Raw genomic sequence first — 21,116 nt, 5'->3', positions numbered from 1 at the left:
CGGGGCGGGTTTGGCTCAAATGCCGGGGAAACCGGGCCGAAGTGACCACTGTCACGCAAAAAGGCTGGGAGAATTGCCTATTGGCCGGAAATTATAAGGATTTCGACCCGGAATTCCGGATTTCATAGGATTCCGGTCTGGCAGCGGCGGCCGGCCGCCAAAAAGCTGCGGTTGAACGCCCCTTGAACCGCAAATCATCAGGTTAGAATGCCTCCGTGAATTCCCGCGAGAGGGCTAGGTCCCAGGATCGCTCGTGGGGCGGGGGGCCTCGAGGGCGAGGCGGAGCAGATCGGCCTGGCGGTGCACGCCGGTCTTCTGGAACAGGGTGCGCAGCTGGACCCGCAGCGTGTTGACGCTGACACCGGATTCGTCGGCGATTTCGATCAGCCGCCGGCCGGCGGTGAGGGCTGCCCAAAGCCGGGTCTCCGCCGGGGAGAGGCGAAAGGCGGCGGCCCAGGTGTCGAGCCCGCGCGGCGGCGGCGGGAGTTCCACCATCAGCGCGACGCGGCCCGACCATTCGGCGCGGTTCGGCCGGCGCAGCGGCATGATCCGGACCATCACCGGCGCCTTGGCGGCGGCCCGGCGCAAGACCAGGCTGCCAGAGTCGCCCGCGCCTTGCGGAGCCAATGCGGCGGCGAATGCAGCGACGTCGCCGCGGTGCGCGGCGCGCAGGCGGCCGCCGACCAGGCGCAGCAGCGTCGCCTCGCGCAACAGCTGCTCGCCGGCCGCGTTGGCGAAGCTGAGCCGGGCCTCGCGGTCCACCACCAGCACCGGTTGCTGCAAGAGATGCAGCACCGTTTCGAACGCCATGCCTTCGCGGCGCACGCTGTCGAGGGCCTGCTGCATCCGGTAGGCACGGCGGAAATGCGGCGCCAGCGCGGTCACCAGCGCCTGGATCTCGGGCGAGAAGAAGCCGTTCTCGTAGCTGCCCTGGATGCCGAACACCGCCATATGGCTGCGCGTGCGCTCGACCGGGCCGCCCATCGCGTAGAACAGCTTCTGCGGCCGGAGGTGATCCTGGTAGAACTCGGTGCGCTTCAACTCGCTGTCGGGGATCAGCGAGGGAGTCTGCGCCACCGAGCCGACCGGCCAGGACAGCCCGGCCTTGTGCCAGGGATCCAGCGCACCGTAATACTGCTCATAGCGCTCGAGCGCATGCTGCTCGAAGCCTTCCATGCCGAGGATGCGGGACTGCCGGGTCACGTTGTGATGGTCGTAGAAGATGCCGCTGCGGGCGCCGGTCTTTCGCACCAGCCGCAGCATCACATCGTTCCAGAGCGCCGGCTCGGTCGCGGCGTCGTAGATGCCGCCAATCAGGTCCGCGCCGCTCGTCATCGCTCCGGCTCCGGCCCGCGCAATTCCATGGCACGGCGCACCAGGTCGGCCTGGCGGTGCACGCCGACCTTGTCGAACAGCTTGGCAAGCTGCACCCGCAAGGTGTTGACGCTGACCTGGCGGCGGCGGGCGATCTCGGCGAGCGTGGCGCCGGTCGCGAGATCGGCCCAGAGCCTGGCCTCCGCCGCAGTCAACCCAAAGAGCGCCGCCAGACGGTCGGGCGACGGACGCGCGGGCGGATCGAGGTCGATCAGCAGCACAATACGACCGGCGGGATCGAAGCGGCCGTTGATCCGCAGCGGCACCGCCTGGACCAGCAGCGGGCGGCGGTTGAGCGGGCGGCGCAGGGCCGCGACCGCGCCGGTCTCCACCAGGGCGCCCGCGGGGTTGAGCAAGGCCGCGAAGGCCTCCCGGTCGTCGCGATGCGCGGCGCCCAGGCGCCCGGCGCTCAACCGGATACCGTCGCCCGCAGCCAGCATCCGCCCGGCGGCATCGTTGGCGAAGACCAGGCGGGCGTCGCGGTCGACGATCAGCACCGATTGCGGGACCAGGCGGAGCGTTTCCTCGAAGGTCTCGCGGTCGCGCCGCGCCTGGCCGATCGCGCTGTGCATGCGGTAGGCGCGTTTGAGGTGCGGCATCAGGGCACCGACCAGCGCAACCGATTCCGCCGAGAAACGGCCATCCTCATATCCACGCTGGACGCCGAACACCGCGATCCGGCCGTCGGCCCGTTCGACCAGGCCGCCCAGGCCGTAGAAGGCGCCGGTGCGGCGCAGATAATCCTGGTAGAACTCGGTGCGGCGGAACTCCTCCTCGGGCATCAGCGCATAGGTCGGCGCAGCGACGCCGACCGGCCATTGCATGACGCGCGCGTTCCAGGGATCGAGCGCACCGTAATGCGCCACGTACTCCTGCATGAACTCGGTGTTGAAGCGATGGAAGCCGAGCGGCTGCGATTGATGGGTCGCAAGGTCGTGCTCGTAGAACACACCGGTGCGGCAGCCGGTGGCTTCGACGATCTGCCCGATCGCATTCGCCCACATGTCCGGATCGGCCGCGGCATCGTAGATGCCGCCGATCAGGTCCTCCACCGCGTATGCCTGTTCCATGCCGAGCCCCACCGACACAGACGACAACCGCCCCGCATGCAGCGTGAGGCTCCAGACAGGGACCTGTCAATAGCCCGAAGCACCAGGGCGCGCGGAATACGCCGTTAATCATCACCCGCAACCGCCGATCTCAATCGACGACACGCGGCGGCGGCCGATCCCACCGGCGATCCTCATGGCCGCGCGGAATGCGCCGCTTGGTTGTGGTTGTGACCCCGTCCTCGTATTCCCAATGCGAGGTGACGACGGTATCGCCGGTCTCCGGGTCGATCGCCTTTTCCTCGCCGATCAGGCTGTAGTCGCGCAGCCTCGCATTGGACTGCCCCCGCGGGTCGATGCAGCCGCCCTGGGTCGTGACCATCGCCATGATGAGGCCGATCGCCTTGATCCAACCCCCGCGCTTCATCTTTTGCCTCCCAAAGAGTGACGCAGACGTGCGATCCCGACCGGTCAGGGTTTGAGCGAAATGCCGCGCAACGCGTAGTCAAGGTTGTTGCGATTGGTCTGCGACGAGTCGCTGCTGCTGACGGAGGTCGGCAGGGCCACGAGGTCGGTCTCCATGTTGAAGTAGCGGATCGGCACCCCGTAGGTCTCCGACAGCCGCTGCGCCTCGGTCTTGTTCCGGTCCTCGGTCGGCGGCAGCGGATCGAACTTGTAAATGTCCCCGGTCCGCACATCGATCAGGAAGATCGAGCCAGGCGTGTTGCGCTCCCGCAGCCCGCGGATGACGGCGTCGCGCTGCTCGGGCGTGAGCCCCTTCCAGTCCTTGCCGCTGTAGACACGATGCTCATCCTTGAGCGCCTTGCGCTGGGCCTTGCTGAGCGGATGGATCGGCTGCGGCGGCTGCGCCGGTTCGGTCTGGTCCGGTGCCACGGCCATCCGCGTGTTGGCGCGGACCTCGTCCTGGGTGGGTTTGGGTGGATCGTCGTCGGACCAGCTCGCCCCAGAGGGCCATGCGAGCAGCAGCGACATCAGGAGTAAGCGTGCCCAAAGATGCATCTCTGCCTCCATTCGTGCCGTCCCCGCCATGGACTTCACAGCGCGACCCCTTGCGGTTCAATAATGCAAACGGACTATTCGAAGGCGCGGCCAGGCTATCCCGTGCATCGGAATGCGATACTATATTTCGCCGAGAGGAGTTGAGACGCCATGGATGAGGCTCAGGAAACCATCGCCACCCCGCTGACCGAGCGGTTGGGCTGCCGCTATCCGATCATCTCGGCGGGGATGGGCGGGCCGGCGCGGTCCGAGCTCGCCGCCGCCGTCTCGCAGGCCGGGGGCTTCGGCCTGCTCGGCATGGTCCGGGAATCCCCGGCGCTGATCGCCCAAGAGATCGCCGCGGTCCGCCAGCGCACCAACCGCGCCTTCGGCGTCAACCTCATTCCCGCCTGCACCCAGCCGAAGCTGCTGGAAGACGAGCTCGCCGCCTGCTTCGACGCCGGAGTGCCGGCGATGTGCTTCTTCTGGGATGTCGATGCCGCGGCGATCGCGAAGGCCAAGCGGGCCGGCTGCCTGGTGCTCTACCAGGTGGGCTCGGTTGCCGACGCCAAGAAGGCGGAAGATGCCGGCGCCGACGTGATCATCGTGCAGGGCGTCGAGGCGGGCGGCCATGTCTGGGGCCGACGCGGCCTGTCGGTGCTGCTGCCGGAAGTCGCCGACGCGGTGGAGGTGCCGGTCGCCGCGTCCGGCGGCATCGTCGACGGCCGCGGCCTGGCGGCGGCCCTGGCGCTGGGCGGCGACGGCATCCATTGCGGCACCGCCTTCCTCGCCAGCGTCGAATCCTTCGCCCATGACTATCACAAGCAGCGCCTGGTCGCGGCCGGGCCGGATGAGACGGTGCATACCGATCTCTTCGTGATCAACTGGCCGAAGGGCGCGCCGGTGCGGGTCCTGAAGAACAGCCAGACCGAGGCCGCCGGCGACAAGCTCTGGGGTTACGATCCGGATGAGATGCCGCGCGAGGTCATCGGTCATGACGACGGCAATCCGATCCACCGCCTCGACACCAATTCGCCGTTGCGGCGGACCACCGGCGACCTGGAAGCCATGGCGCTCTATTCGGGCGACGGGGTCGCGCGGGTCAATGCGATCGAGCCCGCCCGCGCGATCGTCGAGCGCATTATGGCGGAAGCCATCGCGGCGATCCGCGCCAATGCCGCCGCGATCACCGCATGAACTGGCCGGAGGTCCGCGTCTGGCGCAAGGGAGCGCGGCAGAAGCTGCTGGCCGCGCGCGCCGCGATGACGACAGCGGTGCGCGAGGATCTCTCGCGTCGGCTGATCGAGCAATTGAAGCCGGTGCTGAAGGACCGGCCCGCGCCGATCTCCTTCTACTGGCCGATCAAGGCGGAGCCCGATCTCAAACCGCTGATGCGCGAACTGGACGCAGCGGGGATCGCGGTCTGCCTGCCGGTCTGCGTGAAGCTCGGCGAGCCGCTCACCTTTCGGCACTGGACCCAGGGCGCCAAGATGGAGCGCGGCTTCTGGGACATTCCGGTGCCTGCCGATCCGACCGAAGTCGAGCCACGGACCTTGATCGCGCCGATCGTCGGCTATGACGGCGCCGGCTATCGCCTCGGCTACGGCGGCGGTTTCTTCGACCGGACACTCGCGAAATTGGGGGCGGCCAAGCCCGGCGCTGCGGTCGCGGCGATCGGCGTCGGCTTCAGCATGTTCCGCCTTGCCAGCATCCAGCCGCAACCGCATGACATCGCGATGGCGGCGATCGTGACTGAGATCGGCGCGCTCACGCCCGAGGCTGCCCCCGCCTCGAAGGTCTGCTATCTCGATGAGGCCGATGCGGCCTATGCCGGCTTCGCGACGCCGGCGGAGATCACGGCCGCGCTCGGCTGCCTGCGGGGCGCCTTGGCGCCGGAACGCCAAGCGCTCATCGACTATGCGCTGTGGCAGGTCGGGGTCGAGGCGCCGCCGTCACCGGACGGCGGCGCACCCGAGGCTATCCTGGCGGCGCTGCTGCCGCGCGTCCGCGACGACGCGTTGCACGCGACACTCGCAGCCTTGCTGGCGACGCTGAAGACCGCCTAGTCCCGCAGCGGGCCGATCACCAGCCGCTCGCCCCGGATCTGCCGGTCGACCAGCGTCAGAACGACCGGCAGCATCGCCATGTCATAGAGCGACCAGGCCTGAATGCCGCTGCGGGCGAGCATGTCGCGATACTGGAAATAGGGCAGCGCATAGAGCGCGCCGTCCGGCACCATGAGGGCGAAGATCAACCGGTTGTCCGCGCCCTGGAACTGCGGCAGCCGCGAGAAGTAGTTATAGAGCATCACCATCCTGAGGTAGCGCTGCAGCGGCGTTTCCCGCAGCCAGGTCGCCATCAGCGCCACCTGACGGCCCTGCAGGCTTCTGATCTCCTGCTGGCCGATCGGGCCGAAGGTCTTGAGATAGCGGACAGGCTCGATCTCATCGCTGGTGTCTTCGCGCTTGTCGACGGCGCCGACCCGCAGGAATCCCTTGACCGTGAGCGGGCCCCAGCTGATGCGCGGCGGATACCAATCCTCATCCAGCCAATCATATTCCTCGTCGGTCCAGGGGCGGAATCCGTCAGGCAGCAGCGCACCGTCAGCGAGCGGCACTTGCCAGATGTCGCCGGTGGAAACGTCGATGACCAGGATCGTGTCCTTGGGCAGGTCGGCTTCGACCTCGTTGAGGATGTCGTTGCGGTCGTAGTCGTCCGCGTCGAGCCATACTCGGCCGTCCACGACCTTCTGGCCGCCGGCCGCGGTGGCCTTGGCGGCGTCGATCTCGTGCACCTCGAGCGGCGGAATTGCCGCTTCGGTATCGTCGTCGGGTGTGAAGGCGATCGTATCGTCGAACTCGTCGGCGGTGATCTCGATATCCGGGATCGGGTCGGTGGAGTCGGACCAAGCGACTTCGGGAAGCAAAGCGAAGATCAACGACGCCAATGCCGGAACAATGATCCGGGTCCGGCCAACGCCACCCTCGAAACCGCGCATCTCGGCCTCCACACGCTCGCGTCCCCACCCCTAGTCAGGGGCAGGCGGGGGCCGGAGGCAATAATGCAAACGGACTATGTCCCGAGGCAGTCCGGCTAAGGCTCTTTCGGGGCGAAGGCCACGCCTTCGCCGCTGCCGCCGCGACGGTCACTCTGCGACACTTTCCGCCCACGCGGCACGGCGACCGGCAATTCGGCCTTCTCCCAGTCACCCCACTGGCGAACCACATACATGTTCAGGAAGACGTAGTTCTGCTCGGCGTCGAAGAACACCCATACGTCGCCGTCGGGCACGGAGATCACCACCCAGCTCCCGGGCGGCGCGTTCTCGCGGATGTTGCGGATATGGACATTGCGCTGCTCCGCCGTCTCGGCCTTCCAATCCTCGCCCTTGATCATCTTCTTGCCGATCGGCGGGGCGCCCGGCTTCGGCTCCTTGATGAATTTCTCGGTAGCTTCGTTGATGTTGTGAACCGGGGTCGGCGCTTCCTCCAGCGTATCGGTGGAACCGCTCGGCGCCATTTCGGTCAGCGCGTTGAAGTCGCGCTGGGTCATGTTCTCCTCGGTGAGATCGCCGGCGAAGGCCGCCGCCGTCGCGAGCCATGATCCCGCCAGGAAGCCGAGCCAGGGGTGCATCCGGCGGGCAACTCTGCAGCAAGCAGCCTTGGACATGACCTCGCCTCCTCATCGCGGTTCAGCCGGGCGAGGTGAGAGGAATGCAGCGCGATGGGCAATAGTCTAAACGGATTACGGCGCGCTCACCGCTGGTGGCGCGCCGCAATCCGCAATGTTGCTTTTCCGCCGAGGCGTCGAGTCGTTACGCCGTCAGGCGGCCGTGGCAGTGCTTGTACTTCTTGCCGGAGCCGCAGGGGCATTCGGCGTTGCGGCCGAGCTGCGGCCAGGTCGCCGGGTTGTTGGGATCGACGCCCGCCGGCAGGTCGGCCTTGGTGCGGGAGGCGCCGTTGGTGGCACCCCCGCCCTGCGCGATCACCTGGCGTGCGCCGCCGCTTTGCGGCGCGGGGACGGGCGCGGCGGTGACGGCCGGCGGTGGCGCCGGCTCCTGGGCCCGGATCTCGACATGGGCGAGCAAGGTGGTGATCTGCTCGCGCAGGCGATCCAGCATCGCCTCGAACATCTCGAAGGCTTCGCGCTTGTACTCGTTCAGAGGATCGCGCTGTCCGTAAGCGCGCAGGCCGATGCCGTGCCGCAGATGGTCGAGCGAGAGCAGGTGCTCCTTCCAGTTCTGGTCGAGAAGCTGCAGCAGCAGCGACTTCTCGATCGAGCGCATCACCTCGGGGCCGATATTGGCGGCCTTCTCGGCCGCCTTGCGGTCGACCGCGTCGGTGACCCGCTCGCGGATCGCCTCGTCGGCGATGCCTTCTTCCTTGGCCCAGTCGACCACCGGAAGATCGATGCCGAAGATGCGCAGCACTTCCTCGTGCAGGCCGGCGGCATCCCATTGCTCGGCGAAGGCCTTCTCCGGGATATGCGCGGAGATCAGCTGATCCACCGTCTCCTTGCGCATGGTGGCGATCTCTTCCTTGAGATCCTCGGCGGCCATCAGCTCGCGGCGCTGCTCGTAGATCACCTTGCGCTGGTCGTTCATCACGTTGTCGAACTTCAGCAGGTTCTTACGGATGTCGAAGTTGCGCGCCTCGACCTTCTGCTGCGCCTTCTCCAATGCCTTCGAGACCCAGGGATGGACGATCGCCTCGCCTTGCTTCAGGCCCAGGCGCTGCAGCATGCTGTCCATGCGCGCCGGGGCGAAGATCCGCATCAGGTCGTCTTCGAGCGAGAGATAGAACTTGGATCGGCCGGGATCGCCCTGGCGGCCGGAGCGGCCGCGGAGCTGGTTGTCGATGCGGCGGCTCTCATGCCGCTCGGTGCCGATGATGAACAGGCCGCCCGGGAAGGTCTCGGTCTTCTTCTTCGCCTCGTCGATGACCAGGACTTCGCCGGAATTCAGGACCTGCTCGCGCTTGGCGGCGATGTCGGCCTTGATCTCGGCAATCTTCGCCTGGATCGCGGCGACATCGGTCATCCCCGCGGTCTCGCGCTCGACCCGCATCTGCAGGTTGCCGCCCAGCTGAATATCGGTGCCGCGGCCGGCCATGTTGGTGGCGACGGTGACCGCACCCGGCACGCCGGCTTCGGCGATGATATGCGCCTCCTGCTCGTGGTAGCGGGCGTTCAGCACCGAGTGCGGGATTCCCTTCTGCTTCAGCAGCGACGACAGCACTTCCGACTTCTCGATCGAGACCGTGCCGACCAGCACCGGCTGGCCGCGCTCGCGCGCCTTCTTGATCTCCCCGATGATCGCGTCGTATTTCTCGCGCGCCGAGCGATAGACCTCGTCTTCCTCGTCCTCGCGGCTGACCGCCTTGTTGGTCGGGATCTCGATCACGTCGAGGCCGTAGATCTCGGAGAATTCCGGCGCCTCGGTCATCGCCGTGCCGGTCATGCCGGAGAGCTTGGGGAAGATGCGGAAATAGTTCTGGTAGGTGATCGAGGCCAGGGTCTGGTTCTCGTTCTGGATCTCGACGCCTTCCTTGGCCTCCAGCGCCTGGTGCAGGCCCTCGGAATAGCGGCGGCCTTCCATCATGCGGCCGGTGAACTCGTCGATGATAACGACCTTGTTGTCCTTCACCACGTAATCGACGTCGCGGCTGAACAGGGTATGGGCGCGCAAAGCCTGGTTGGCGTGGTGCACCAGAGCGATGTTCGAGATGTCGTAGAGCGCGCCCTGCTTCAGCAAGCCGACGCCCTTCAGCAGCTGCTCGATATGCTCGGTGCCTTCCTCGGTGAAGGCGACGTGGCGGGATTTCTCGTCCTTCTCGAAGTCGCTGGGCTTCAGATGCGCCATCAGCTTGTCGACCTTGTTGTAGAGCTCCGAGTTGTCCTCGGTCGGGCCGGAGATGATGAGCGGGGTGCGCGCCTCGTCGATCAGAATCGAATCGACCTCGTCCACGATGCCGTAGTTGAAGGGCCGCTGGGTCATGTCCTCCAGGCGGAACTTCATGTTGTCGCGCAGATAGTCGAAGCCGAACTCGTGGTTGGTGCCGTAGGTGATGTCGCAGGCATAGGCCTCGCGGCGCTGCGCATCGTTGAGCCCATGCACGATCACGCCGACGGTGAGGCCCAGGAAGCGGTAGACCTGGCCCATCCATTCGGAATCGCGCTTGGCCAGGTAGTCGTTGACGGTGACGACGTGGACGCCCTTGCCTTCGATCGCGTTCAAGTAAACCGGGAGGGTCGCCACCAGGGTCTTGCCTTCGCCGGTCTTCATCTCGGCGATCTTGCCCTGGTGCAGCACGACGCCGCCCTTCATCTGCACATCGAAGTGCCGCTGGCCGAGCGTGCGGATCGCCGCCTCGCGCACCGTCGCGAAGGCGTCGGGCAGGATGTCGTCGAGCGTCTCGCCCTTCTCCAGCCGGTCGCGCAGCCAGGCGGTGCGGGCCTTCAAGGACTCGTCGTCCAGTTTCTGGACTTCCGGCTCCAGCGCGTTGATCGCCGCGACCGTCGAATTGAGAGACTTGATGAAACGGTCGTTGGCGGATCCGAAGACCCGCTTGGCAAGCGCCGCGAACATGTTCAAAAAACCTTTGATTTCCGGCTTTATAGGTGGGCAACAGATAGGTCCCCGGAGGGGGCCTGTCAACGGAGCAGGAAGTCACGGGAATCTCATCGATTTGCGTTGATTTCCTTGGATACTTTGGCTGGGTTTCCGCTTGTATCGGGTGGGGCGGTTCGGCATGATGCCGCCCGTTTGCGGCGCAAAACGCCGCCTTCCGGCCTCGTTCTGGGAGTTGGAACCAGAGGCCGGCCCCGCGAACCCCGGAACCAGGAAAGATCCCGGCTGATGCCAAATGTGTCGTTTCGCGCCGCTCTGCTTGCCGGCGCCGTTGCCTTCTCGACTGCTGGATTGGTTCTGAGCGGCGGCCCCGCGGGCGCCCAGGACGCCACGACCAATACCACCAATACGGAAACCACGACCCCCGCGCCGGACGCCCAGGCGCCGGCGACCGAGACGCCGGCGGCCCCGGCCGAGGCTGCGCCGGAAGGCACCCCGACGCCGACCGCCAACGGCGCGCCGGCCCCCGCCCCGGCCGATCCCGCGGAAGTGGTGGCGACCATCAACGGCACGCAGATCACCCGCCAGGACGTGCTGGATTCCGCCTCCGACCTGCCGCCGCAGTACCAGGCGCAGATCGACAAGCTGTTCCCGCAATTGCTGAACCGCCTGATCGGCATCCGGCTGGTCGAGGCCAAAGGCCGCGAGCAGGGCCTGGCCGACGATCCCGAAGTGAAGCGCATCGTCAAGCAGGCCGAGGAAGATGCGATCAGCCGGATCTACATCCAAAAGATCGTCAGCGAGCGGGTCACCGAAGAATCCCTCAAGCAGGCTTACGACGCCGCGCTGGCGGAAAATCCGCCGCAGATCGAGATCCGCGCCAGCCACATCCTGGTGAAGACCGAGGACGAGGCCAAGGAGATCATCAAGCAGCTGGAAGGCGGCGCCGACTTCGCGACCTTGGCCAAGGAGAAGTCGATCGACAAGGGCAGCGGCGAGCAGGGCGGCGACCTCAGCTGGTTCACCAAGGGCACCATGGTGAAGGAGTTTTCCGACGCCGCCTTCGCCATGCAGCGCGGCGATGTCAGCAAGCTGCCGGTGAAGAGCCAGTTCGGCTGGCACATCATCAAGATCACCGATTCAAGGATGCAGACCCCGGCGCCATACGAGCAGCGCAAGGACGACCTGCGCCAGGCCAAGACCCAGGAAGTGATCCACAGCGAGGTCGAGGACCTGATCAAGGCGGCCAAGGTCGAATACGGCAAGGAAGAGTACAAACTGCCGTTGGCGCCCAGCAACCAGCCGCAATAAGCTAGACAGCGCGAGAGCACCGCGTGCCTTCCGCGACGGGAGGCACGCGCATTTCGGGGGAAATGAGATGAGCCACAAGGTCTCGCCGTTGGCGCCTACTCATGCGCCGCAACTCTCGGCGCTGGCCGGCGTGCGCCTGGCGATCCGCGAATGCAACATCCGCTATAAGGGCCGCCCGGACGTCATGCTGATGGAGCTCGCGCCGGGCTCGACCATGGCCGGCGTGCTCACCCGGTCGCTCTCTCCCTCCGCCGCGGTCGATCTCTGCCGCAAGCATCTCAAGGGCGGCAAGGCACGGGCGATCCTGGTCAATGCCGGCAACGCCAACGCCTTCACCGGCAAGCTCGGCCGCCAAGCCGCCGAGGCCTGCGTGGACGCCGCAGCCAAGACCCTGGGCTGCAAGCGCGGCGAGATCTTCGTCGCCTCGACCGGCGTGATCGGCGAGCCGCTGCCGGCCGAAAAGATCACCGCCAACCTCCCGGCGCTGAAGGCGGCGCTCAAGGCCGACGCCTGGGCGGAAGCCGCCGCGGCGATCATGACGACAGATACCTTTCCGAAGCTCGCCAGCCGCGAAGCGAAGATCGGCGGCGTCACGGTCACCCTGAACGGGATTTGCAAGGGTTCCGGCATGATTGCGCCGGACATGGCGACCATGCTGGCCTTCGTCGCGACCGATGCGAAGCTGCCGTCGGATATCCTGCAGACGCTGCTGGCCAAGGGCGCGGATAGGTCCTTCAACTGCATCACCGTCGATGGCGACACCTCGACCAGCGACACCTTGCTGCTGGCGGCGACCGGTGCGGCGAAGAATCCGAAGCCGAAATCGGCCGGCGATCCGCTGCTGAAGGAATTCCGCGTCGCGCTCGACACCCTGCTGACCGATCTCGCGGTTCAGGTGGTGATGGACGGCGAGGGTGCGGAGAAGCTGGTCACCATCGATGTGACCGGTGCCGCCAGTGCCGCCGCGGCGCGGCGCATCGGGCTCTCGATCGCCAACTCGCCGCTGGTGAAGACGGCGATCGCCGGCGAGGACGCCAACTGGGGCCGCATCGTCATGGCGGTCGGCAAGGCCGGCGAGAAGGCCGAGCGCGACAAGCTCGCGATCAAGATCGGCGGCGTGCTGATCGCCGCCAAGGGCCAGCGCGTCGCCGACTACGACGAAGCGCCGGTCGCCAAGCATATCAAGAGCCGCGATATCAGGATCGAGGTCGATGTCGGCGTCGGCACGGGCAAGGCGCGGGTCTGGACCTGCGACCTCACCCACCGCTACATCGAGATCAATGCCGACTATCGCAGTTGAGCTGACGACCGAGCGGCTCCGCCTGCGGCCGCTCCACGCAGCCGATGCCCCTTCGATCGCCGAGCAGGTCAACGACTGGGACGTCGTGCGCTACACCACGTCGATCCCATTCCCATATAACCGCGGCATGGCTGAGGAGTTCATCGCCAGCCAGCAGAAGCGCTGGGCCGCCTGGTCCGGCACCCGGGTGCCCGACGAGGAAGTCGCCTTCGCGATCGAGCGCAACAGCGATCGGCGGCTGGTCGGCTGCATCGGCCTGCAGCCCGCCGAGGCCGGAACCGGGATGGAGTTCGGCTATTGGCTGGGCAAGCGCTATTGGGGCGAGGGCTATGCCACCGAAGCCGTGGGCCGGCTGGTGCGCTTCGCCTTCACCGAGCTCGACCTGCCGGAGATCTGGGGCGCCGCGGTGCCGACCAATGATGCCTCGCACCGGGTGATGGAGAAGAACGGTTTCGTCATCGTCGGCGCCGGCGAGCGACCGTCCGACGTCCGCGGCCATCCGCTGCCGGTGATCATCCGCCAATTGACCCGCGCGCAATGGGCCGCGGCCCAGGCGACCACCGTCTGATGTCACCTGCCATGACTGAATCCGCTCTGCCGATCCTCACCGTCGTCGCCGTCGCTTTGGTCGACGTGGACGGGCGCGTGCTGCTGGCGCAGCGTCCGGAAGGCAAGGCCATGGCCGGGCTCTGGGAGTTTCCGGGCGGCAAGATCCATCCGGGCGAGAGTCCGGAAGCGGCACTCATCCGCGAGCTCAAGGAAGAAATCGATATCGATGTGACCGAGGCTTGCCTGGCACCCTTCACCTTCGCCTCGCATCGCTACGAGAAATTTCACCTGCTGATGCCGCTCTATGTCTGCCGGCGCTGGAAGGGCGTGATGCGGCCGCGCGAAGGGCAGACGCTCGCCTGGGTCAGGCCGCTGAAGCTCGGCGACTATCCGATGCCGCCGGCGGACAAGCCGCTGATTGCGATGCTGCAGGACCTGCTGTGATCCCCTGAGGCATGGGGGTGAGCTTGCTCACTGTTGCATAGAGTCGGTCGCCTTTATGTGGATCTTCCCACAACAAGGAGATCGACCGATCATGCATACCCGACTGTTTTTGGCCATTGGATCTGCGGCTTGGCTTATGATGGCCAATCTGGCTTCCGCCGAGGAGGTTGGCACCGCCAACCAGATGGCCGGCGAGAATGGCCAAGCCAATGTCTCCAGCAGCGATGAGAACGCGATGCCGACCGACGCCAGCAGCGACGTCGAATATCGCCGCAAGGAGCGCTCCGGCGATTCCGGGCGCACCGGTCGCAGCGACCGCTCGTCCGAGGGTTCGGGCGGCCAGTCCGACTCGTCGGGCGGCGGCGAGAGCGGTGACGGCGGCGACGGCGACTGAGCCGGCCGACAGCATGCCCGGCGCGATCCCGCCACCGCTGGATCGCGCCGGCGCGCGCCTAGCGCGGCGCTGCTCCCCGCTTTGAACAGGTCTCTGTGACCGGCATCACGCCGGTTGGTTGAACATGTGCGGCACGTCACTCGACCCATTCGCTCGAGGCGCGTAAATGTCGCCGCCGTTCATCGAAAACTAACCTTATCCAGGAGACCTCTCGATGCGTACTCAGATCATCGCCGCAGTCGCGGCCGCTTTCACTGCAGTCTTGAGCAGCGCGGCGCTGGCCAGCGACGCCGGCGTGGTGGAGACCGTCGCAGAGATGGCGTACGGCACCGCGCCCAGCCACGCCAAGACCCTGAAACAGGCCGGCGATGCGGTCCAGCATCGCGAGCTGCTGGAGACCTCGAAGTCCGGCGGCATGAAGGTGAAGTTCACCGACGGCTCGAAGCTCGACCTCGGCGCCGAAAGCAAGGCCTTCGTCGTCGCCTATGTTTACAAGCCGGAGCAGAAGGTGGCCAACGCCATCGTCTCGCTGCCGGAAGGCAGGATGCATTACGTGACCGGCGCGATGCCGAAGGATCACACCACCATCTACACGCCGACCGCGACCATGCAGCTCAACGGCGCCGACATCACCGTCGCCGTGAACGAGCGCGGCAACACCCACCTGATGGTGGAGGAAGGCGTCGTCACCGTGCGGTCCCGGACCACCGGCCAGGAACTGGTCTACAACGCCGGCCAGAGCGTGGACATCACCCCGGCCGGCGTCACCACCAGCACCGCGGAGCTGCAGTAACCTAACTGGTGCCGCCCAAACGATGCTGCGGGGCACCAGATCGGCCAGATTGCAAGGACGGGAGCCGGGCGCGATACACACATCCTGTTGTTCGCGCCCGGCAGCCGAAAGTGACTAAGATCACTCGACGGAATGCCGGACCCCTTCTATCTCAGCGGCAATCGCGTCGGAACAGTAGCTGAGGGGAATTCGATCATGCGCTCGATCCACACCGCCATCGCCACCATCCTGTTTGGCGCCGCCACCATTGCCGTCGCCTATGGCGCGGCTTCCACCCCGCCGGTGGGTGACGTCGAGGCGGTGCAGGAAGCAGCCTTCGGCACGCCGCCGGCGGCCGCGCGCGAAGCCAAGCGCCGTGGCGACGGCGTCGTCTACCAGGAAATGCTCGAGACGCTGCAGAAGAGCGGCATGCTGGTGAAGTTCAACGACGGCTCGAAGCTGACGCTCGGCGCCAGCAGCAAGGTCGTGGTCGACAACTTCGTTTATGCCCCCGGCGACGCCAACAGCAAGGCGCTGATCTCGATCCCGGCCGGCGTCCTGCGCTACGTGACCGGCGAGATGCCGAAAGGCCAGACCACCATCGACACGCCGACCGCGACCATGGTGCTGCGCGGCACCATCGTCAAAGTCCTGACCAGCAGCACCGACACGCTGCTGGTGGTCGAGGAAGGAAGCGTCAAGGTCCACAACAAGCTGACCAACGAGGATACGATCGTCGACGAAGGCAACAGCCTGCAGATCAGCAGCACCGGATTCGGCGCGACCGACCAGGACGAGACCGGCGATCCGGCCGTCGATGACGGGATCACCACCAAGACCGGCAACGGCAACAACAACAGCACGCCGGAGCAGCGCCGCGGCAACGATCGCAGCGAGCCCACCCGCAGCACACCGAGCGGCAACAGCACCGGCGGCTTCGGCGGCTGAGAAACCTTGAACCCATCGGCCGGGCCGGGCTGATCTCGATCAGGCCCGGCCCGCGGCCGTGACTGGAGCAGACTGAATTGACCTGAGTGCCTGCCTTCGCCCTGAAGGCTTCGTGAGAAAAGACCGGCCCGAAATCGCGGCCGAATTGTGACTGGGGAGTCATCCGTTGGAAAAGAGTTGGAAAATCGCCGCGGCTGTCGCGGCGATGAGTGTACTGTTGCGTGCCGGCATCGCCGAGGCGATGGATGTCGGCGCGATGGAAGAGGTCCGCCAGAACGTCTACGGCGTGGCGCCGCAAGGTAGCGAAGCGGTCAAGCGCAAGGGAGACAAGGTCGTCTTCCAGGAGACCCTGCAGACCTTGGACGAAAGCGGCGCGCTGATTCGGTTCATCGACGATTCGCGGCTCAGCCTGGGCGCCAAGTCCAAGGTCGTCATCGACGCGTTCGTGTTCGACCCGGAGCATGCGAAAGGCAACGCCCTGATCGACATCTCGGTCGGGACCCTGCGCTTCGTCACCGGCGACATGCCCAAGGGCGGCGTGGTCATCAAGACGCCGACCGCCACCTTGACGCTGCGCGGCACGGATGTGGTGGTGCACGTTCATCCCGACGGGACCACCGACACCACTGTCTATGAGGGCAAGGTGGAGGCGCAGAACATGGTCACCAACGAGGTGACCAACATGCTGCCCGGGGAAGGCTCGACCATCGGCAGCGACGGCACGACCCGCTTTGAGAGCGACGACGCGCCGAGCCTCGGCAGCGTTCCCGCCAAGAACGGGGGCGACGAGGTGCCGGAGCACCGCCGGGCCGATGCGCCGGAGCCGGACCGGCCGGCCACGGCGAGAACGTCGGATACCGACATGGGCGGCGACGATAGCGGCGACGACGACGGCGGCTGCGACTGCATCTGACGCGACCCGCAGCGGCGGCAAGCGCTGGACCCCGGTCCAGGGAGTCCGTAAGCTAGGCATCGATTCCAATTGGGGAGACGATGCGTGGGCCGGTGTTCTGAACTTGCCGCTGCCGTCGCAGCCGGATTGTGCCTTCTCATGAGCACCGCCGCCGATGCGGCGGAGGTCGGGGCCATGGCGCAGGTCCAGCGCACCGTCTACGGCGTGCCGCCGCAAGGCAGCCAATCGGTCAAGCGCCAGGGCGACCCGGTCCAGTTCCAGGAGGAATTGGAGACGGTCGAAAGCAGTTCGGCGCTGATCCGTTTCATCGACGATTCGACGCTGGCGATCGGCGCGAAGTCCAAGGTCTTGATCGACGCCTTCGTGTTCGATCCGACCAAGGCCGAGGGCAATGCGCTGATCAAGATCTCGGTCGGCACCCTGCGCTTCGTCACCGGCGAGATGCCGAAGGGCAAGACCGTCATCAAGACGCCGACCGCCACCCTGGTGCTGCGCGGCACCGACGTGACCGTGCACGTCCATCCGGACGGCACCACCGATACGACGGTCAACGAAGGCAGCGTCGATGGGCATAACGACGTCACCAATGACGACATGGACATCGAGGAAGGCCAGGGCGCCACTTTCGGAAGCGGCGGCAACGGCGATTTCGGGGGCACCAACCCCTCGACCGATCTCGGCGGTGACGGCGACCCGAGCGATCCGCCCGAGCATCGCCGCGCCGGCAGCGGAGAGACGGAAAATCAGCAGGGGCCGGGCGGCACGCCGGGCTTCTAGTCCCGCCCCGGCCGCAGCACCTCGCCGAGGTTGACCTTGCCGCTGCCGCGGCGCGCCGGCTGCTGCTGCGATTCATGCGGCGCCCAGCCGGTGAGGAAGATGAGCCGGAAGCTCGCCGGGACCCGGCCATCCGGCATCGCGAACTTCTCCTGATAGAGCGCCGCGGCACGGGCGATCACCGCGCGCCGGGTCGGCCGCTTCAGCCGCGCATCGAGAATGTTGGCTTCGCCCATGGCGCGGAGATCGGCCAGCAGCGGCATCAACCCGGCATAGGTCACCGTCACCGTCTCGACATCGGCGACCGGGAGCGCGAAGCCCGCGCGCTGCATCAGCCCGGCGGCATCACGGAGATCGGCGAAAGGCGCCACGCGGGCGCTGGCGCCGCCGGTCTCGGCGATCTCGGCCTCCATCAGCACGCTCCGGAGCTCAGCCAGCGTCCCCGCGCCGAACAGCGTACCGAGAAAGAGGCCGTCGGGTTTGAGCACATGCCGGATCTGCGCCAGCGCGCCGGGGAGATCGTTGGTCCAATGCAGCGCTAGATTGGCCAGCACCAGGTCGAAACTCTCCGGCGCGAAGGGCAGGGCTTCCTCGTCGAGCTGCAGCACCTGGCCGCCGGCCCTGCGCAACATGCCCAAGGAAAGGTCGCCCTGGATCAAGGCCTCGATTCCGCCGCGCCCTTGCAGCAGGCGGCCGAGCAGGCCGTCGCGGCTGCCGAGGTCGAGGGCCAGCGGAAAGCGCCGCGTGACGTCGTCCAGCCGGTCCAGCATCCGCTCGCCGGATTCCGCGAACAGGAAGTCGCGCTTGGGATCGATGACCCGCGCGGCGCGTTCGCGGCGCCGGCGCAGCAGGGCGCGGTCGAAAATCTTCGGCGGGGTGCCGGGCGTGCTCATGCGCGCAGTACTAGAGCATCGCGCGACGGCCCGCTAGACTGGCGCCCATGCTGCAGAATCTGGGGCGCCTCTCCGGCCGCGTCTCCCGCACCGTGCTCGATGCGGTGCTGCCGCCGCGCTGCCTGAAATGCGGCGATATCCTGAGCCAGGCGCAGGGCCTCTGCCCGGATTGCTGGCGCAAGCTCACCTGGCTGGGCGCCCCCTGCTGTGCCTGCTGCGGCCAGCCCTTCCCCTTCGACGCCGGCGCGGAATCGCTCTGCGGCGCCTGCCTGCAGAAACGCCCGGCCTATGATCGCGCCCGCGCCGTCTTCCGCTATGACGACGAAAGCCGCGACCTGGTCATCGGGCTGAAACATGCCGACCGCACCGAGAGCGTCCCGGCGCTGGCCGGCTGGATGTCCCGGGCCGGCGCCGTGTTGCTGGAATCGACCGAGCTGATCGTACCGGTGCCGCTGCATTGGACCCGGCTTGCCAGCCGCCGCTTCAACCAGGCGGCTTTGCTCGCCCAGGCGATCGGCCGCACCGCCAAGCTGCCGGTCCTGCCCGAGGCGCTGTGCCGGCGCCGGGCGACCCGCAGCCAGGGCCATCTCGGTAGGCTCGCCCGGTTCCGCAACGTGAAGGGCGCCATCGCGGTCGCCGAGCGCCAGGCGGTGGCGGTCACCAACCGGCGCATTCTCTTGATCGACGATGTGATCACCACGGGTGCGACCGTCGAGTCGGCAGCTAAGGCCTTGATTTCGGCCGGTGCCCGCAATGTCGATGTCCTGGCTTTGGCCAAGGTGGTGCGGGCCGATTAGGAGGCTCGAGCCTTGCCAAAATGGACAGGAGAGGCGATCTATTAAGGAACCCCGTGGGAGGGTTGGTCCCACCCCAATGGTGTGAAATGGCCAAAGTCGAAATCTATACGACCATGATCTGCCCCTATTGCTACCGGGCGAAGCGTCTCTTCGACGACCGCCAGGTGCCGTATGAGGAGATCGACGTCATGGCGGATTCCAAGCGCCGGGCGGAGATGGTGCAGCGGGCCGGCGGCCGGACTTCGGTACCGCAGATCTTCATCAACGGAAAGCATGTCGGCGGCAGCGACGATTTATACGCGCTTGACCGCGCCGGGGGTCTCGCCCCCATGCTGGCCCAACCGGCCGCGGAGTAACGCGACCGCAAATCTGGGAGTTTTCGCGTGACCGACGCCGCGGTGAAATTCGCCTGCGTGCAGATGACGGCCGGACCCGAGGTCCAGCCCAATCTCGACGCCGCCGCGGCGCTGATTCGCGAAGCCGCGGCCGGCGGCGCGAAGTTCATCGCGACCCCCGAGAATACCAGCATCATCGAGCCCAACCGCGAACTGGCGCTGGCCAAGTCCTTCACCCAGGATGAGCATCCCGGGCTGCCATTCTTCGCGAAGCTCGCGAAGGAGTTCGGCGTCTGGCTGCTGATCGGCTCGATGCCGATCCGGGTCGAGCCGGAGCGGCTCGCCAATCGGAGCTTCCTGATCGACGACCAGGGCCGGTTGATCGCTCAATACGACAAGATCCATCTGTTCGACGTCGACCTGCCGAACGGCGAGGTCTATCGCGAATCCGAGCGCATCCGGCCGGGTTCGCAGGCGGTGCTGGCGCCGACCCCGTTCGGGCCGCTCGGCATGACGGTCTGCTACGACCTGCGCTTCCCGCAGCTCTATCGCGATCTCGCCCATGCGGGCGCCGCACTGATCGGCATCCCCGCGGCCTTCACCGTGCCGACCGGCGAGGCGCATTGGCATGTGCTGCTGCGGGCGCGCGCGATCGAGACCGGCGCCTTCGTGCTGGCGCCGGCGCAATCTGGCCAGCATGCCGGTGGCCGGCGCACTTATGGCCATTCCTTGATCGTTGCCCCCTGGGGTGAGATTTTGGCGGAAGCCGGCGAGCAGGTGGGCATCGTCACAGCCGAACTCGATTTTTCGAAGGTGGCGGCGGCGCGGGCCATGATACCGTCGCTGCGCCATGACCGGGACTATGCGCGGCCGCAGCCCGTTCTGCGCGTCGCCGGCGAATAGCAATAGTCCCATTCAGATTTTTCATCGGACCGTCACAAGGCAGAAGGAGGACACCATGGCCCTGCAACTCGGCGATACCGCCCCTGACTTCGAGCAGGATTCGACCGAAGGCAAGATCAAGTTCCACGAATATCTCGGCAACGGCTGGGGCATCCTGTTCTCGCATCCGAAGGACTTCACCCCGGTCTGCACCACCGAATTGGGCGAGGTCGCGCGCCTGAAGCCGGAATTCGAGAAGCGCAACACCAAGGTAGTCGGCCTCTCGGTCGATCCGCTGGCCGACCACAAGGCCTGGGCCGGCGACATCAAGGAGACGCAGGGCCATGCCCTGAATTTCCCGCTGCTGGCCGATCCCGACCGCAAGGTCTCGAACCTCTACAACATGATCCACCCGAACGCGAACGACACGCTGACCGTGCGCTCGGTCTTCGTGATCGGCCCGGACAAGAAGGTGAAGCTGATCATCACCTATCCGGCTTCGACCGGCCGCAACTTCGAGGAGATCCTGCGGGTGCTGGACTCGCTGCAGCTGACCGCGAACTACAAGGTCGCGACGCCGGTCAACTGGAAGCACGGCGAAGACTGCATCATCGTGCCGGCGGTCAGCGACGCCGACGCCGACAAGCTCTTCCCCAAGGGCTACAAGAAGATCAAGCCGTACCTGCGCACGACGAAGCAGCCGAATCTGTAAGGCTGAACGGAGAGACCCGTCGACCCCTCACCCCAGCCCTCTCCCGCAGGGGGAGAGGGTGGTTCTTTTCGCTGCGGTGTGAGAGAGTTCTAAGATTCTCGC

23 protein-coding genes are annotated in these 21,116 nt (G+C 66.5%); 15 read left to right on the top strand and 8 right to left on the bottom strand.

Annotated elements, in window-relative coordinates:
• Positions 1–234: 234 nt before the first annotated feature.
• The 4 genes from ACH2CY_RS05205 to ACH2CY_RS05190 all read right to left on the bottom strand — a co-directional run bounded on the left by ACH2CY_RS05205 (position 235) and on the right by ACH2CY_RS05190 (position 3,416).
• Entirely contained in the window at positions 235–1,335 is a 1,101-nt protein-coding gene (locus tag ACH2CY_RS05205; protein ID WP_395016715.1) for a helix-turn-helix transcriptional regulator, read from the bottom strand.
• Entirely contained in the window at positions 1,332–2,444 is a 1,113-nt protein-coding gene (locus ACH2CY_RS05200; RefSeq protein WP_395016713.1) for a helix-turn-helix transcriptional regulator, read from the bottom strand. Before ACH2CY_RS05200 ends, ACH2CY_RS05205 begins: the two co-directional genes overlap by 4 nt.
• Positions 2,445–2,574: 130 nt before the next feature.
• Positions 2,575–2,850 carry a hypothetical protein gene (locus ACH2CY_RS05195; RefSeq protein ID WP_395016710.1) on the bottom strand — a complete coding sequence of 92 codons (276 nt, stop codon included), beginning with the start codon at positions 2,848–2,850 and terminating at the stop codon, positions 2,575–2,577.
• Positions 2,851–2,894: 44 nt separating this feature from the next.
• The gene (locus ACH2CY_RS05190; RefSeq protein ID WP_395016708.1) at positions 2,895–3,416 is read right to left on the bottom strand and encodes a hypothetical protein; all 522 of its coding nucleotides are present in this window, start codon (positions 3,414–3,416) and stop codon (positions 2,895–2,897) included.
• Positions 3,417–3,593: 177 nt separating this feature from the next.
• Between ACH2CY_RS05190 and ACH2CY_RS05185 the strand changes: the two genes are divergently transcribed.
• Together ACH2CY_RS05185 and ACH2CY_RS05180 are read left to right on the top strand one after the other, a co-directional pair.
• Positions 3,594–4,619, top strand: a complete 1,026-nt coding sequence (locus ACH2CY_RS05185; protein ID WP_395016705.1) for an NAD(P)H-dependent flavin oxidoreductase — start codon at positions 3,594–3,596, stop codon at positions 4,617–4,619.
• A complete protein-coding gene (locus ACH2CY_RS05180) occupies positions 4,616–5,488 on the top strand; it encodes a 5-formyltetrahydrofolate cyclo-ligase (RefSeq protein ID WP_395016703.1) in 873 nt (290 codons plus the stop codon). Before ACH2CY_RS05185 ends, ACH2CY_RS05180 begins: the two co-directional genes overlap by 4 nt.
• Here the strand turns inward: ACH2CY_RS05180 and ACH2CY_RS05175 are convergent.
• From ACH2CY_RS05175 to secA, 3 genes are all read right to left on the bottom strand, one after another.
• The gene (locus ACH2CY_RS05175) at positions 5,485–6,420 is read right to left on the bottom strand and encodes a hypothetical protein (RefSeq protein ID WP_395016701.1); all 936 of its coding nucleotides are present in this window, start codon (positions 6,418–6,420) and stop codon (positions 5,485–5,487) included. The genes ACH2CY_RS05180 and ACH2CY_RS05175 overlap by 4 nt on opposite strands.
• 95 nt (positions 6,421–6,515) lie before the next feature.
• Positions 6,516–7,091: a hypothetical protein gene (locus ACH2CY_RS05170; RefSeq protein ID WP_395016699.1), complete on the bottom strand. Its 576-nt coding sequence runs from the start codon at positions 7,089–7,091 to the stop codon at positions 6,516–6,518.
• A 145-nt stretch (positions 7,092–7,236) separates the two neighbouring features.
• A complete protein-coding gene (gene secA / locus ACH2CY_RS05165; RefSeq protein ID WP_395016697.1) occupies positions 7,237–10,008 on the bottom strand; it encodes a preprotein translocase subunit SecA in 2,772 nt (923 codons plus the stop codon).
• A gap of 270 nt (positions 10,009–10,278) precedes the next feature.
• Between secA and ACH2CY_RS05160 the strand changes: the two genes are divergently transcribed.
• From ACH2CY_RS05160 to ACH2CY_RS05120, 9 genes are all read left to right on the top strand, one after another.
• Complete coding sequence (locus ACH2CY_RS05160; protein ID WP_395016695.1) at positions 10,279–11,301, top strand: peptidylprolyl isomerase; 1,023 nt, start codon at positions 10,279–10,281, stop codon at positions 11,299–11,301.
• A 67-nt stretch (positions 11,302–11,368) separates the two neighbouring features.
• Entirely contained in the window at positions 11,369–12,601 is a 1,233-nt protein-coding gene (gene argJ / locus ACH2CY_RS05155; protein WP_395016693.1) for a bifunctional glutamate N-acetyltransferase/amino-acid acetyltransferase ArgJ, read from the top strand.
• Positions 12,582–13,169 (top strand): GNAT family N-acetyltransferase, encoded by a 588-nt coding sequence (locus ACH2CY_RS05150; protein ID WP_395016691.1) that lies wholly within the window; start codon positions 12,582–12,584, stop codon positions 13,167–13,169. The genes argJ and ACH2CY_RS05150 overlap by 20 nt, the downstream gene beginning before the upstream one ends.
• Before the next feature lie 11 nt (positions 13,170–13,180).
• Complete coding sequence (locus tag ACH2CY_RS05145) at positions 13,181–13,594, top strand: (deoxy)nucleoside triphosphate pyrophosphohydrolase (RefSeq protein WP_395016689.1); 414 nt, start codon at positions 13,181–13,183, stop codon at positions 13,592–13,594.
• 136 nt (positions 13,595–13,730) lie between these two features.
• Complete coding sequence (locus tag ACH2CY_RS05140) at positions 13,731–13,988, top strand: hypothetical protein (protein ID WP_395016686.1); 258 nt, start codon at positions 13,731–13,733, stop codon at positions 13,986–13,988.
• 214 nt (positions 13,989–14,202) lie between these two features.
• Positions 14,203–14,781, top strand: coding sequence for a FecR domain-containing protein (locus ACH2CY_RS05135; protein ID WP_395016683.1), 579 nt, complete (start codon positions 14,203–14,205; stop codon positions 14,779–14,781).
• A 195-nt stretch (positions 14,782–14,976) separates the two neighbouring features.
• A complete protein-coding gene (locus tag ACH2CY_RS05130; RefSeq protein ID WP_395016680.1) occupies positions 14,977–15,708 on the top strand; it encodes a FecR domain-containing protein in 732 nt (243 codons plus the stop codon).
• Positions 15,709–15,874: 166 nt separating this feature from the next.
• Positions 15,875–16,621 carry a FecR domain-containing protein gene (locus ACH2CY_RS05125; RefSeq protein ID WP_395016678.1) on the top strand — a complete coding sequence of 249 codons (747 nt, stop codon included), beginning with the start codon at positions 15,875–15,877 and terminating at the stop codon, positions 16,619–16,621.
• Between the two features lie 138 nt (positions 16,622–16,759).
• Positions 16,760–17,398 carry a FecR domain-containing protein gene (locus tag ACH2CY_RS05120; protein ID WP_395016675.1) on the top strand — a complete coding sequence of 213 codons (639 nt, stop codon included), beginning with the start codon at positions 16,760–16,762 and terminating at the stop codon, positions 17,396–17,398.
• On the opposite strand, the gene ACH2CY_RS05115 is transcribed toward ACH2CY_RS05120, so the two are convergent.
• Entirely contained in the window at positions 17,395–18,288 is an 894-nt protein-coding gene (locus ACH2CY_RS05115; protein ID WP_395016673.1) for a methyltransferase domain-containing protein, read from the bottom strand. The genes ACH2CY_RS05120 and ACH2CY_RS05115 overlap by 4 nt on opposite strands.
• A gap of 47 nt (positions 18,289–18,335) precedes the next feature.
• Between ACH2CY_RS05115 and ACH2CY_RS05110 the strand changes: the two genes are divergently transcribed.
• From ACH2CY_RS05110 to ACH2CY_RS05095, 4 genes are all read left to right on the top strand, one after another.
• Positions 18,336–19,085, top strand: coding sequence for a double zinc ribbon domain-containing protein (locus ACH2CY_RS05110; protein ID WP_395016671.1), 750 nt, complete (start codon positions 18,336–18,338; stop codon positions 19,083–19,085).
• A gap of 86 nt (positions 19,086–19,171) precedes the next feature.
• Positions 19,172–19,441, top strand: a complete 270-nt coding sequence (gene grxC, locus ACH2CY_RS05105) for a glutaredoxin 3 (protein WP_395016669.1) — start codon at positions 19,172–19,174, stop codon at positions 19,439–19,441.
• 27 nt (positions 19,442–19,468) lie between these two features.
• A complete protein-coding gene (locus tag ACH2CY_RS05100; protein ID WP_395016667.1) occupies positions 19,469–20,323 on the top strand; it encodes a carbon-nitrogen hydrolase family protein in 855 nt (284 codons plus the stop codon).
• Positions 20,324–20,378: 55 nt separating this feature from the next.
• On the top strand, positions 20,379–21,014 hold the full coding sequence (locus ACH2CY_RS05095) for a peroxiredoxin (protein ID WP_395016665.1): 636 nt from the start codon (positions 20,379–20,381) through the stop codon (positions 21,012–21,014).
• Positions 21,015–21,116: the final 102 nt, after the last annotated feature.

It is taken from the genome of Dongia sp. (assembly GCF_041905885.1).
GTDB lineage: Bacteria > Pseudomonadota > Alphaproteobacteria > Dongiales > Dongiaceae > Dongia.
The sequence above is the reverse complement of the archived record's forward strand: the minus strand, read 5'-3'. Positions and strand labels throughout refer to the sequence as shown.